The organism is Desulfofustis glycolicus DSM 9705 (genome assembly GCF_900130015.1).
Taxonomy (GTDB): Bacteria; Desulfobacterota; Desulfobulbia; order Desulfobulbales; family Desulfocapsaceae; genus Desulfofustis; species Desulfofustis glycolicus.
The window spans coordinates 14,230-27,860 of the sequence record NZ_FQXS01000032.1 but is presented as its reverse complement, the minus strand read 5'-3'; the positions used below and the strand labels follow the sequence as shown (position 1 = coordinate 27,860).

Sequence of the window (13,631 nt, the reverse complement as noted above, 5' to 3'; positions counted from 1 at the left end):
TTCTGTTACTCACATTTTGCGCGTTTGGGCCGTCACCGTCGGGATGTCGTTTGCCATTGCAGGTTGAGAAGCAAATAGCATACCTGGTTGCGCCTCGACCGGTCTCGGTATAGGTGCGGATCTGGGAGAGAGGCTGGGCGTCAGCTTACAACGGTTTAAAAAATGAGATAACAACCGTTCCGGTGAAGCGCGATATCGGCAGACTATCGGTGCCGTTAGAGCTATCCTACGGCGCCCCATTCAGTCTGCAGGTCGGTTTCAATCAGGTCCTAAGATGCTGAAATTGGATAAAATTCTATTCCGTTTTTACACGCTGTTCGATTTCTCTTTGGTGGTGTACTTGTCATGGTCACCAAGCCGGCAGAAAGTTTTTCCGTTGAACCGGAACAATGTGGCATTGAAATGTTAGGTTACGTGGTTAATTTCCGTTTGACACCTGTGAATTCAGCTCATCTCTTCCGTTTCAGAAACTCAAAAAAGCGGTTTTGAACCGCACAATTAAGGAGGGAGCTGTCATGAGAACGTGTTATCAATCATCGGCATTGTTGGGTATTGTTGCGTTTGTTCTCTTTTCTCTGGTTCTTGTCGCTTCAGCGGAGGAATTTATCATCCCTCCTGTGCCTGACAAGAATGCGGTGCTGCCGGCGAACGACGGCGAAGCCGATGGGTGCAATTCAAGCCGCTTTGCATGCGTGATGAGCGGCGAGGCTGTTTTGGATAAACAAACGGGTCTTGTCTGGGCAAGAAATACTGAAATTTTGCGAAAAGCGGTGCCCTGTGAGGAGGCAAAGAGATTTTGTCAGGATGTCGAGGTAGGTGGAAAAAAAGGGTGGCGGTTGCCAACGAGGGAAGAACTGATCAGTCTTTTGGACACGTCTCAATCCCGTCCGGCCCTGCCCGAAGGACATCCGTTCACGCAATTGAGATCCTTTCATTACAGCGGTTTGGGCGATGTTAATTATTGGACTAGCACAGATTTTCAAGGCGATAGTAACAGTGCCTGGATGGTGGACTTGAGCGTCGGCAGAGTGATCGACAGCATCAAGGTCTTTGATGGCTATGCCTGGCCGGTAAGAGACGGCGAATGAACCGTCAGTTCCCGACCAAGGGCCAGCCGTTAACCTTTCTACTCTTGAAGCGTGAGACGCGAAAACCAAGGGGGCCATTGGCACCCTTGGTTTGAAAGTCAATACGTTCCGGTTGCTTGGTAGCTTGACGGGGAAACAAGCAACGCGGAAGATCAGGCCGCCAGAGCGTTTTTCTCCTTCTCAACGATATGCGGTTCGTTCGGGCACGATTTGGCAATCCGCAGTTGGTCCAGCGGCAGGTCGTCCTGGTCGTAGCAGTAGATGCCGCAATTGAGACAGCGGGTCGCCTCCAGCTGGCACTGTCGCTCGGAAATCGTGCCTTCGACTTCCCGGAACGTTGCCATGCGCTCTTCCAGCGGGATGATCGGCTTGATCGCGTTGGTCGGCTGCGGTACCACATTGACCAGTGAATCGATCATCGCCGGAGCCATCATCTCGCGCTGTCGGTATTCGATCGCAGGAATTTCGCCGGTGGTCACATAATAGTGAATGGATCGGGCGGCGTATCGGCCTGCGGCAATCGCCTCAACGAGCAGACGTGGGCCGGAATAACAGTCGCCGCCGGCGAAGACCCCCGGTAGAGAGGTCTGCAGCGTTTCCTCATCGGCATCAATGGTGTTGTAACGGGTTTTTGCCAAACCGTCGGCCTCGATGATGTCGTTCAGGTCGGCGGCTTGACCGACGGCCTGAATGAGGACATCACAGGGCAGCACTTCGTTCGACCCCTCGACCGGGATGACATCGGGCAGGCCGCCGCCGGCTCTTTCCTGCAGGGTGACCTTTTGCACTTCGATCCCGGTCAGGCGACCGCCTTCACCGATGAAGCGCACGGGGGAGACGAGGCAGCTCATGACCACTCCCTCTTTCTCGGCATCCGCTATTTCGTGGGCGTTGGCTTCCATCAAATCGCGTGAGAAGCGAAAGATCAGGTGTACGCTGGACGCTCCGGTGCGCAATGCAGACCGGGCGCAGTCCATGGCTACGTTACCGGCGCCGATAATGACGAAGTTTTGGCCGGTGATCGTTTCTTCGTCGGTATGAAAACGCCTGAGGTAGTCGATACCGCTGTAGATTCCGGTCAGCTCTTTGCCTTCCAGCGGCAGGAGTCGGCCGTGCCAGGCGCCGATTGCCAGATACACCGCATCAAACCCATTTTTCAGCAGGAATTGAATGGTGAAATCCTTGCCGAGTGTCACGTTGGTGTGTGCCGTTATCCCGAGTTCCAGCACACCGTCGATATCCCACTGAAGTTGTTCTTCGGACAAACGGTATTCGGGGATGCCGTATCGCGGCATACCGCCGAGTTTCGGCATCATCTCAAAGATCTCTACCTGATGACCGAGTCGTCGCAGGTAGTAGGCGGCGGACAATCCCGACGGCCCACCGCCGACGACGGCGATCTTGTGACCGGTATCGGCGGCGACGGGAACCGGAATGCGCTTACCGCTGCTCCGCTCCCAGTCGGATACGAACCGTTTGATGGAATTGATGGCCAGCGGATCGTCGTTGATGGTTCGCCGGCATTGGGTCGCGCATAATTCCGGGCAGACCCGCCCCGTTGACACGGGCAACGGGTTCTTGTCCTTGATGGCGCTCAGGGCAGCGCCGTATTCCCCACGTCGGGCGTGTGCCAGATATTTGGGGATGTCGATCTGGGCCGGGCAGCGCTGCCGGCAGGGTGACAAACACTGGGTATACTGGTTCCAGTGAAGGATTTTGGTTTTTTCGCCGACTAGGGAAATGATTCCCTTGGGACAGGTCTCGATGCAACTGCCGCAGCCGACACAGCGTTCCGGATCGAAAATCGGCAAGCCGCTCTCGGGATCCATACGAATTGCCGAGAAGCGGCAGGCCCGTTCGCAGGAACCGAGACCGAGGCAGCCGTTTTCGCAGCGGATGAAGCCATGATAGAGCTGCAGGGCGGCGCGACAATCCTGCAGGCCGGAGTAGTGGTACTTGCGTGCAGCCCGGTAGCCGCCCTCGCAGGACGAGCAGGCGAGCATCGGTTCGGCGCCGGCCACATCGTAGCCGAGGTATTCTCCAATTTCTTCGGCGGTTTCGGTGCCGCCGACCACGCAGACATTGACCTCGACTTTTCTGGCGACGATCGCCTCGGCGGCAGAGTTGCAGCCGGCCTGGCCGCAGCCGCCGCAATTGGCGCCGGGAAGGAGATTGGCCACGGCTTCGATTCGCGGATCCTCATCAACAAAAAACAATCGTGAGGCGATGCCGAGAATGATGGCGGCGATAAAGGCAATTCCGGTCAGTAATAAAATTGGTGCGGTCACGATGATTCTCCTTTCTTACTAGGCGGCCATTCCCCTGAAGCCGATGAATGCCAGCGACATGATCCCGGCGGTGACCAGGGCGATGGCCGTGCCCTGCATGCTTTTCGGGATCGCCGAGATCTGCAGTCGTTCCCGATGTCCGGCAAACAACAGCAGGGCCAGCGCGTAACCGACCGAGCTGGCGATGGCGAAGACGAGCATCTCGATAAAACCGAGTTCCTTTCGAGTGATCAGCAGTGCAACACCCATGACGGCACAGTTCGTGGTAATCAGCGCGAGATAGACGCCAAGCGCATTGTAGAGCGCCTTGCTTTTCTTTTTCAGGATGATCTCCACCAGCTGCACCAGAGAAGCGATGATCAGGATAAAGGTCAGTGTCTGCAAGAACTCTAACCCATAGGGGCGGAGAACGTAGGTAAAGGTCGACCAGGTGAAGATGGCCGACAGGATCGTCACGAAAATAATGGCCGCCGCCATGCCGAGGGCTGTCCCGATTCGTTTGGAGACCCCAAGGAACGGACAGTGGCCAAGGTATTGGGCGAGCAGAATGTTGTTGACGAAGGTGGATGAAATCGCAAGATAAAAAAGATCCATGAACGTCTCCCCTAACTCTGGATGAATTTCTCACCGCGCCAGCGGGAGAAGAGATTCTGCAGCCCGAGCAGGATGCCGATGGTGATAAAGGCACCCGGCGCCAGTATCAGGAAGGCGAGCGGTTCGAAGGACTCGCCGAAAACGCGCAGGCCGAACCATGAACCGCTCCCCAGCAACTCCCGGATCGAGCCGATCAAGGTCAGCGACAGGGTATAACCGACGCCGATGCTGATGCCGTCCGCCATCGAGATGAGCGGCGGATTTTTGGAGGCAAAACCTTCGGCCCGGCCGAGGACGATACAGTTGACGACGATCAGCGGGATGTAGATGCCGAGCTGTTCGGAAAGCGGGAAAAAGAAGGCCTTCATGACGATTTCGACAATGGATACGAGCGTTGCGATAATGACGATGTAGGAAGCGATACGCACCTTGCCGGGGATGACGTTTCTCAGGCTGGAGATAATGCCGTTGGACAGGGTGACGACGAATGCCAGTGCCAGCCCCATGCCGAGTCCGTTTTCCGCCGACGTGGTAATCGCCAGAGACGGGCACAGGCCGAGAACCAGGCGAAACGGCGGGATTCGCTGCCAAAGACCGGCCTTCAGCGTTGCCCCGATGTGTTGCGTCTTACTCATATCTGCTCCTCTCGCTGAGCGATCTGCTGCAGTATGTCATCATTATGGTTGCGTAAAAACGTCAGTACCGTATTGGTGCCGCTGACTGCGGCCCGAGACGTCGATGTCGCCCCGCTGATACCGTCGATATTGCCGCCGTCGCTGGCCAGGGCCACTGGTGCATCGGTCGGCAAGTCCTGCCACTGCCTGCGGAACGTTACTTCCTCGATGCGGGCACCGAGGCCCGGCGTCTCGCTGTGCTGGACCACCTCTATACCGATCTGGCGGCCGGTCGTCAGGTCGATACCGACCATCAGCTTTAGGTCGCCGCCGTAGCCGCCCGCACCGATAGCCTCGATGGCAAGCGTCGAAATGGTTTCACCGTCGCGGCTGAAAAAGACCGGGATGGTCGCTTCGTCGGTCTCAATAGTGACTTTGTTCGGCAGAACCTCGGTTGCCGGTTTGTTGAACAGTCTCTCCAGCGCCGGGCCGCGGACGTAGAGGTCGGTCTGCTGTTCGATGCGCGGGCCCAACCCCTGATTGGCCATAGTGAGCACCGCCGAACAGATGCCGGCGATCAGCGAAAGAACGACGACCATACGAACTATCTCAGACATCTTCGGCTCCCTTTACGGTAGGCTTGATCATATCCAGTAGCGGCGAGCAGAGATTGCCCAGCAGGACCGCGTAGACGATCCCGTCGACATGCTGCGAGTAACCCCTGATGAGCATCAGCAAAACACCGGCCAGGATGCCGTAGCAGAACATGGGAACCCTGTTCACCGGCGAGGTGGTGTGGTCGGTGATCAGGAAAAACGCCATGAAGACCGTGCCGCCGCTGAGCAGATAGAAGAGTGGCGAAGCGAAGGCTTCCGGGTCGGACAGGTGCAGCAGGGAGGCGGTCGTCAGCAGGCCGATGAAGAAGCCTGCCGGGAGCTGCCATTGAATCTCGCGCAGTACCAGCAGAAACAAGCCGCCAAGGAGCAGGAGCAGCACCATGCCGTCGGCCGTACCGGCGACCTGACGGCCGAGCAGCAGATCTATCCACTGGTAGTGGGATTCGGCGGAGGCGCCGATCGACTTGAGTAGCCGGAGCGGCTCGACCAGGGCAACCTGCCAGTCCATGTCTTTCAGGGCACCGGTGTTGTCCATGCGGCCGGGCCAGGACAATTGCAGGATGGCGATGCTGAGAACCGCCGGTTGGGCGGGATAACCGCCGACGCCGCCGAAGAGCTTCTTGCCCACCACCACCATGAAGAAACAGCCCATCAGGATGAGCCACCAGGGCGCGTTGAGCGGAAGCATGAAGGCCAGCATGAGCGCTAGGGTGACGCTGCTCCAGTTGGAGGTGAGATCGCGCGAGGGAGCCAGCCGCTCGGCAAGAAGATCCAGGGCGATGGCGAAACAGACGGACAGGCCGAACACCCGCAGGGCCGCCGGGCCGAACAGATAGCAACTGCCGGCCATGGCGGGCAGCAGGGCGAGCAGCCACCGCTGGTGGATCAAGGCCAGGCCGTTGCCGATACGGCAGTGCGGCCCGACGGCGACGTCAAGCATGCCGGCATCGGTTGGCCGGGCCGGTTGATACATTTTCAGTTCTTTCATTGCTGTCCTCCCTCGCTCCAGACGTGGCGCTCACCGATGGTCATTTCGTGGTTGCAGAAATGCAGGAGCTGCACGATTGGCCGCTCCGCCGGGCAGACATAGGCACACAAGCCGCACTCGTGACATGCTTCGGGGTGCAGATGGTGGGTTGATTCGATCTGGTCGAATTCGATCATCCGGTTGATCAGGTGTACCTGGATGCGAGCGGGGCATACCCGGGTGCAACGACCACAGAAAATACACGGGGCGATCGGGTCGAACGGAGAAAAATCTTCGGCAACGAGATAGAGACCGCTGTTGTAGGTAATCGGTGTCAGGTCCGAATACTGGGCGCCCCCTTTCATCGGACCGCCGACCACCGGTCGGGTGAACTGCTCAATGTTGAACCCCTGGCTGTGCAGGATGTGCCGCATGGAGCTGCCCAGCGGGAAACGGACGGTTATCGCCTGATCGAGCGATGGGCCGCTGATCGTCAGGCACTTCTGGAGAAAGGGTGATTTGCCGTCCAGCGCCTCGACCATGGCGACCAGGTATTCGACATCCTGGACGATCAGACCGTGGCTGATAAAACTGTGCCGGTTGGGAATCCGCCGCCCGATCAGTCGGGCAACAAGCTCACGCTCAATGCGGCCGCCATATTTGTCCGGTACGGTGACGATTTCGGCATGTTCGGCAAAACGGGTCTCGGCCCAGGCGAAGAGCTGCTCGGGAACCGTCAGCCAGAGGCGCGCATCCGGCAGCAGCAACCGAGTCCGTCGCAGGCCTTCGGCTACCGTGTCGGCGCGTTGCTCGAGCAGGAGCTGGGAGGTGAGAATCGTCGGCTCTTCCTGAATGCCGGTGACGATGACCGCCTCGATCCGAGGCAGGTTCGCAATCGTGCCATCCGTGTAGTCGCGGCCGGACAGTCGCCAGGGCGGATTGACACCGGCCTCGCGGATTCGTGCCAACGCACCAAGCGGATCTCCGAGGGGGACGGGCCCGTCCAACATTTCCTCCGGGGGTGGTGCTGTAGTGCCGTCGTTGTCGATGACAATGGCCGGCGAGTGGACACTCTGGGCGGTCCAGGCCGTGGTAATGTCCCTGACCGTGCCGCTGATGCTGGCCAGCGTGCAGTTGCCGAGTCGGGAGCGGCCGATGACTTGCCCCCGGCGAACACGATCCCCGACCTTCACCGTTGGCAGATAGTGGATGTGGCCCGGGTAATCAAGCGGAATCGTCACCTGTTCCGGGTCGTCGAGTTGACGGATCACCGGATCGTAGTCGGGTACGGCGGGCAGTACCGGTTTGCTGCTGAATAATTTTAAAAGTCCTTGCATGATTCTTTTCTCAGCGTAAATGGCAAGCACCGCACTGCACCGCGCCGTCGGCTTGCGCGAATTTCTCCGGGGCAGTGTCAAGGTGGCAGTCTGAACAGCTTGTATGGTAGGAATCGGCCAGTGAACGAGGCGCGTGACAGCCCAGACAACTATGGTCGTCGATCTCCAGGTACTCGTCATGGCTGAGCAGTTCCGGAGAATAATCGTCGTCGTGACAGGTGGCGCAGGCCATCGTGTTCGTTTCGCTCTGCTGGATAGCCGGATGACACTGCCGGCAGGAAGCGGCCTGGTCGTCCTCGGCCTGCTGCTGATGGCACAGGCTGCAGTCTTTGGCGTGCAGATCCTTGAGTTCGCCGTGACTGAATTCATCCGCTGCCCGATCATCGTCATGACAGTCCGCGCAGGTCGTCGTCTGCGCAGCGGAGTAAAGGGGATGATGGCAAGCGGCGCAGGAATCGGCATACTGCCTGTGTGCCCCATGGTCGAAGAGGACTGCTCCGGCCGTGTTCTGCAGATAGACCCGATCTGTTCCGTCGGCAGTACCGTCAAACAGGTAGCCGGCGATGACTGCCACCAGCGCCACGGCGAAAACGACCGTCAGCGAGCGCGTCCAGTTTCGGCGATCCTGATGATTACCACTCATGACTATCCCTTAAAATGAGCCGTTCGTTGTCCTCGTCGCTCATTTCATACCAGCGGCATGATTGGCGGGTACAGCTGATGAGTTTCAATCGAAGCGAGTTGGAGATTGATACGTGAATGGCGGCCATCTTGCAGCCGTCCTGCCGACAGCGTCGACCAGGTTCGATCAGAGAGGCATGGCAATGCGGACACCTGACATCGCTCAATTCCTCGTCGTCGTCGATCTGCAGGGTGCTTTCCTGTTCCAGCACATTCAGGTAGGCGGCAATCCTGCTGATACCGACCTGTCCCTGCTGGTTGACGATCTCAAAAACGGCCTTGTCGCCCTCATTGAGCCCGACGCCGCATTGGGGGCACCAGCAGTTCAAAAACGTGTCATGTTTGATATGGGAACGCGCCATCAACGGCGGAGACTCCCATACCTCTTCTTCCCAACTGGTGGGCTGGTCGGATTCTTTTTTTTTCATCAGGGAGCTCCGGGGTAACAAGGGAATCGTGGCGGGATCATGAACTCGTTCGGTCAAAGACAGCGTAAGGTAGCGTAACGGCCGATTGGTCGGTGCGGTAATTGCTTGAATCGCTCATGCTTCATGTGTTTCAATACGTATCACTTGCGGGGAGGCTTTGGTATGACCAAGATCTCAAGACAAGGAATTACTACATTGTGGCCAAGAAAAAGTCAAATCAATACGGCTGATGAATAGTGTCACAGAGGACCGTGACGAGACCTCTGTAACGGTCTGCGCGTCGCTTGCACACTCGAGAATGATGCCGGGGGGGCACAAAGAACAATGAAAATCGTCGTCATGGTCGGAAGGGCTGGCCGGTCCTGCCTCCGGCTGCTGCGCTGTGACCGGATCGGCTGGCCGCCGGCTGCGGACCTCCTGTCCGCAGCCCTTCGGGCCTGATTCTCCGGCCCGCCGGGCCTACGCGATGCAGCCTCCGGCAGAACCGACTAGCCCAGGGAAATGATTTTCATATAAATGTTGTTCCGGTTCTGCCGGGCGCCTCAAGGGCGCCCCTCATTGCATGGCAGGAGTTGCCTGCCGGCAGGGCAAAAGAGAAAAAATCGCCCGTGGATGTTTTCCTGGAGGATGTCCGCGTTACCCGCCGTGATTCGTGTATCCCCGGACAAAACGGCCTTTGCAGGACCGTGTCGAGATGATAGAAGAAAGAGAAACAAAGAGCGATAACATGTCTCTCGAAACAGATAAGACGACGGTATGAGCGAAAAACGGTTTAACCCCAAAAAACTTCATAAACTCAACAACCCGAAGAGGTTACATGATCTGCCGCCCGACTACTTGTGGGCGAAAGCAGATCTCCAGGCGACGGAGGTGCTGGTTGATATCGGTGCCGGAACAGGTTTTTTCAGTATTCCCTTCGTTCCCCTGACCAAAAGACTCTATGCCTGTGATATCTCTGAAATCATGCTTGATTGGCTGCGGGAGAATGTCTGTCCGCATTATCCGAGCATTATTCCCGTCAAGATGGAGATGCAGGCGGTGCCGTTGCCTGATCAACTGGCGGATCTGGTCTATATGATCAACCTCCATCATGAATTGGATGATCCGGCGATACTGCTCCGGGAATGTTGGAGATTGCTCAAGGACGGCGGTAAACTGCTCATTGTCGATTGGAAAAAACAGGAGATGGCGGAAGGACCGCCGGCACAGATCAGGTGTTTGCCGTCGAAGGTGAAGGACGATGTTGTACGGGCGGGGTTCAGAAACGGTGTGGTTGATGAAGCGTTGGCAAAACACTTTCTGCTCGTTGCGGAAAAATAAGAGCTGGTGCTTTGTCTGCCCCTGCTCAGTTGTCACGTCGCAGGAAGTTACCGTCAAAACTCAACAAGCCATAGTGTCCGATCAATGAGTGATGGAAACAGTCGCCAACGATTGGAGGATGGTGCATGGTCACGGCGCGACGGTCGGCCGGGCACTGCCCCGGTACTCGTCCGCCGGCCGGACGGGGTGCTGCGACTGTGCCTCGACGGTGACTGGCTGGCCGGCAGGTTGCCGGTAACGGTTGAGCAGGTCGCGGCGGAACTTGCCGACGGCCCGGCTCCACGTCTCGTGTGTGTCGCCGACACTCTGGAGCGCTGGGACAGCGGTCTGCTCTCGTTGTTGGCCCGGGTGCGGGAGCGTTGTGATCGGCTGGACGTGATATTTGATGATTCAGGCCTGCCTGCCGGCGTGCGGCGTCTGCTCGCCCTGGCCGGCAACGAGGCCGGGCAGGGCGGTCGACCGAGCGATTCGAAACGTACCACGCTGCTTGAACGAATCGGCCGGGGCGGGATTGTCGTCTGGTGTCATCTGGTTGATATGACGGTCTTTCTCGGTGAGGCAACCGTTGCCTGCGGTCGGTTTTTGACCGGCCGAGCCCGTTGCCGCAGGTCCGATCTGCTGGTGATCATGCAGGAGTGCGGTGCTCAGGCGCTGCCGATCGTCTCGTTGATCAGCCTGCTCGTCGGCCTGATCCTGGCCTTTGTCGGGGCGGTGCAGCTGTCTCTGTTCGGCGCTCAGATCTATGTCGCCAGCCTGGTCGGCATTGCCATTGTCCGGGTCATGGGCGCGATCATGGCCGGTATCATCATGGCCGGCCGGACCGGTGCCGCGTTTGCCGCCCGGATCGGCACGATGCAGGTCAACGAGGAGATCGATGCGCTGGTCACCCTCGGTATCAACCCGGTGGAATTTCTCGTCCTGCCGCGCATCGTCGCACTGGCGGTGATGATGCCGCTGCTCTGCCTCTACGCCGACCTGATGGGTATTGTCGGCGGCATGGCGGTCGGGGTATTGATGCTCGATCTTAACATTATGGAATATCTGGAGATGACTAAAAAGGCTGTGCGGCTCCAGGATTTCTGGATCGGCATTTTTCACAGCGCGGTGTTCGGCGTACTGGTCGCCCTGGCCGGCTGTCATCGCGGTCTGCGCTGCGGTCGCAGCGCGTCGGCGGTCGGCGACGCTACCACCTCGGCGGTGGTGACCGGAATTGTCAGTATTATCGTGGCAACGGCGGTGATCACCGTTGCCTGCAATATGTTGGGGATTTGAATCATGTCCGGTACCACCCGGCCAATGGGTTCGCCACTCATCGAGGTGACCGGATTGACCATGGCCTATGGTGAGCGGATCATCCAGCGCGACGTGACGTTTAACGTGAACCGGGGGGATATCTTCATTATCATGGGCGGCAGCGGTTGCGGCAAGAGCACGCTGCTGCGCCATCTCGTCGGCCTTCATCGGCCGGCGGCGGGACGGGTCGCTTATGACGGGGAGGACTTCTGGGTACTGACTGCCGACGAGCGCCAGCGAATCATGCGTCGATTCGGGGTTCTCTATCAGAGCGGCGCCCTGTGGAGTTCCATGACCCTGGCCGAGAACATGGCGCTGCCGCTCGAGCAGTATACCGATCTGGCTGCCGGCGAGATTGCCGACCTGGTGTCTTTCAAGCTGGCCCTTGTCGGTCTGGCCGGTTTTGAAGGATTTTATCCAAGCGAGATCAGTGGCGGCATGAAAAAGCGGGCCGGCCTGGCCCGGGCCATGGCCCTGGATCCCGACATCCTCTTTTTCGACGAGCCGTCGGCCGGGCTTGATCCGATCACCTCCCGGCAACTCGACGATCTGATCCTCGAGCTGCGGGACAGCCTCGGATCGACGGTGGTCGCGGTAACTCATGAGCTGGCCAGTATCTTCGCCATCGGCAACAACTCGGTCTTTCTCGATGGTGAAGCCGGGACCATGCTCGCTTCCGGAGATCCGCAGCGGTTGCGCGATGAGTCGGAGGTGACCGTGGTGCGACGATTTCTCACCCGGGGCGAGAGCGATCGTCCGACCGGTGGGGCAACGCTACAGCGAGGTGATGGCTGATGAGCAAAAAAGCGAGCACAGCAATGATCGGCCTGTTCGTGCTCGGTGCGATCGGATTGGCGCTGGCCGGCGTGGTTCTGTTCGGCTCCGGTAAGCTGTTTCGCCCGACCGTCAAGTACGTCATGTATTTCGACGGCTCCGTGAAAGGGCTGTCCGTTGGGGCGCCGGTCGTCTTTCGCGGGGTCAAGATCGGTTCGGTGACCGATATCATCCTGCAGGGAAATCTGCAGGAGATGAGATTCACCGTACCGGTGATTGCCGAGGTTGATTTGGGACGGTTTCAGATATCGAAGGGTGATCCGGAGGCGATCGATTATGAGAGAGATCTGCTGGATAAAGGACTGCGGGCTCAATTGCAGACCCAAAGCCTGGTCACCGGTCAGTTGATGATCGATATCGATTTCCGGCCGGAGCGCCCATCGCGTCTGGTTGCCAACGTAACCGACTACCCGCAGATCCCGACGATTCCGTCCACCGTTGAAGAGATTGCGCAGAAGATCGAAGATCTGCCGATCCAGCAGCTGATCAAACGGGTCAACGACTTGGTGGGCGGTCTGGAACAACTCGTCAACTCCACCGAGATGCAAGAGCTGCCGCACGTGATGAGTCAGGCGGCAACAGAGGCCCGGACTCTGCTGAAGACGATTGATGACGAGGTCGGCCTGCTGTCGGCAGATGCACGGTCCGTGCTTGCTGCGGCTACTGCGGTTATCGAGCGTGGTGATCGGATGCTTACCTTTGAAGAAGGGGTGCCGGCCGAGATGGCGGACAGCTTCCAGCAGCTGTTGGCCGAGGCGCGGCTTTCCCTGCGGCGCTTTGACGAGACGCTGGCCGCCGTCCGCAGCACGGCGTCGGACGAGCGTTCCAAATACGAACTGCGGCGCGCCCTCAATAATCTGGCGGAGACGTCCCAATCCCTCGCCATCCTGGTTGAGTATCTGGGCCGTCACCCGGAAGCGCTGTTCTGGGGAAAAGACGATCAGGGGGAACAATGAACAGGAACAACAGAAACGAGTTACCCGGAGTTATCGCCCTGATACTCGTGGTGGTCGTGCTGGCAGGTTGCGGCAGTCCGCCATCGACCCGCTTCTACGCCCTGTCTTCTCTGGCCACCGGCGATACTCGGTCGGCCAGCGACATCGTCCAGGCCCGAACGGTTGTCGGCATCGGCCCGATTTCGATGGCCAAATATCTGGACCATCCGGCCATTACCGTCCGGAGCGGGGGCAACACATTGGTTCGTTCGGAAATGAACCGCTGGGGCGGTTCACTTGGGGACGAGGTGAGCCGGGTGCTGGTGGAAAACGTCGGGCACTTGTTGTCGGCCGAGCAGTATCTCGTCGTGCCATGGCTGGAACCGGTCGGCAACGATCTGCGGTTGCAGTTGATCGTTAGCCGGTTCGAAGCGACCTCGGCACAGGAGGTGGTCTTCAACGGCGTCTGGCTGCTGTTTGCAGGAGATGACAACAATCCGTTCGCCTCCGGTGGTCTGGCGCTGATCGAGCCGCTTGAAACCGGCGACTATCCGGCGATAACGGCGGCCATGAGCCGGATTCTGGCCGAATTGAGCCGATTGGTCGTTGAACATATCAGAACGGCACCCCGGTAG

The 13,631-nt window shown here is 58.6% G+C and carries 14 protein-coding genes; 6 read left to right on the top strand and 8 right to left on the bottom strand.

The annotated features are described in order from the left end of the window. Positions 1–515 precede the first annotated feature (515 nt). A complete protein-coding gene (locus BUC26_RS19105) occupies positions 516–1,088 on the top strand; it encodes an Lcl C-terminal domain-containing protein (protein ID WP_073378680.1) in 573 nt (190 codons plus the stop codon). Positions 1,089–1,240: 152 nt separating this feature from the next. Here BUC26_RS19105 and BUC26_RS19100 read toward each other — a convergent pair whose 3' ends face one another. The 8 genes from BUC26_RS19100 to BUC26_RS19065 are packed head-to-tail and all read right to left on the bottom strand — an operon-like array spanning position 1,241 to position 8,614. Then, positions 1,241–3,376, bottom strand: a complete 2,136-nt coding sequence (locus BUC26_RS19100; RefSeq protein WP_084540775.1) for an FAD-dependent oxidoreductase — start codon at positions 3,374–3,376, stop codon at positions 1,241–1,243. A gap of 18 nt (positions 3,377–3,394) precedes the next feature. Beyond that, entirely contained in the window at positions 3,395–3,970 is a 576-nt protein-coding gene (locus BUC26_RS19095; protein ID WP_073378676.1) for an electron transport complex protein RnfA, read from the bottom strand. Between the two features lie 11 nt (positions 3,971–3,981). Next, a complete protein-coding gene (gene rsxE / locus BUC26_RS19090; RefSeq protein ID WP_073378674.1) occupies positions 3,982–4,605 on the bottom strand; it encodes an electron transport complex subunit RsxE in 624 nt (207 codons plus the stop codon). Then, positions 4,602–5,201 carry an RnfABCDGE type electron transport complex subunit G gene (locus BUC26_RS19085; protein ID WP_073378665.1) on the bottom strand — a complete coding sequence of 200 codons (600 nt, stop codon included), beginning with the start codon at positions 5,199–5,201 and terminating at the stop codon, positions 4,602–4,604. The genes rsxE and BUC26_RS19085 overlap by 4 nt, the downstream gene beginning before the upstream one ends. Then, positions 5,194–6,189, bottom strand: a complete 996-nt coding sequence (locus BUC26_RS19080; protein ID WP_073378663.1) for an RnfABCDGE type electron transport complex subunit D — start codon at positions 6,187–6,189, stop codon at positions 5,194–5,196. Before BUC26_RS19080 ends, BUC26_RS19085 begins: the two co-directional genes overlap by 8 nt. Then, complete coding sequence (locus tag BUC26_RS19075; RefSeq protein ID WP_161949887.1) at positions 6,186–7,505, bottom strand: 4Fe-4S dicluster domain-containing protein; 1,320 nt, start codon at positions 7,503–7,505, stop codon at positions 6,186–6,188. The genes BUC26_RS19080 and BUC26_RS19075 overlap by 4 nt, the downstream gene beginning before the upstream one ends. 10 nt (positions 7,506–7,515) lie before the next feature. After that, positions 7,516–8,148, bottom strand: coding sequence for a cytochrome c3 family protein (locus BUC26_RS19070; protein WP_073378660.1), 633 nt, complete (start codon positions 8,146–8,148; stop codon positions 7,516–7,518). Then, complete coding sequence (locus BUC26_RS19065) at positions 8,138–8,614, bottom strand: hypothetical protein (RefSeq protein WP_073378658.1); 477 nt, start codon at positions 8,612–8,614, stop codon at positions 8,138–8,140. Before BUC26_RS19065 ends, BUC26_RS19070 begins: the two co-directional genes overlap by 11 nt. A gap of 756 nt (positions 8,615–9,370) precedes the next feature. On the opposite strand from BUC26_RS19065, the gene BUC26_RS19060 reads away from it, so the two are divergent. The 5 genes from BUC26_RS19060 (at position 9,371) to BUC26_RS19040 (ending at position 13,631) form a co-directional block, all read left to right on the top strand. Next, positions 9,371–9,934 (top strand): class I SAM-dependent methyltransferase, encoded by a 564-nt coding sequence (locus tag BUC26_RS19060; protein WP_073378656.1) that lies wholly within the window; start codon positions 9,371–9,373, stop codon positions 9,932–9,934. A gap of 84 nt (positions 9,935–10,018) precedes the next feature. After that, positions 10,019–11,206, top strand: a complete 1,188-nt coding sequence (locus BUC26_RS24235) for an ABC transporter permease (RefSeq protein ID WP_084540773.1) — start codon at positions 10,019–10,021, stop codon at positions 11,204–11,206. Positions 11,207–11,230: 24 nt separating this feature from the next. Next, complete coding sequence (locus BUC26_RS19050; RefSeq protein WP_073378717.1) at positions 11,231–12,022, top strand: ABC transporter ATP-binding protein; 792 nt, start codon at positions 11,231–11,233, stop codon at positions 12,020–12,022. Continuing rightward, on the top strand, positions 12,022–13,017 hold the full coding sequence (locus BUC26_RS19045; RefSeq protein WP_073378654.1) for an MlaD family protein: 996 nt from the start codon (positions 12,022–12,024) through the stop codon (positions 13,015–13,017). Before BUC26_RS19050 ends, BUC26_RS19045 begins: the two co-directional genes overlap by 1 nt. Then, the gene (locus BUC26_RS19040; protein ID WP_073378652.1) at positions 13,014–13,631 is read left to right on the top strand and encodes a PqiC family protein; all 618 of its coding nucleotides are present in this window, start codon (positions 13,014–13,016) and stop codon (positions 13,629–13,631) included. Before BUC26_RS19045 ends, BUC26_RS19040 begins: the two co-directional genes overlap by 4 nt.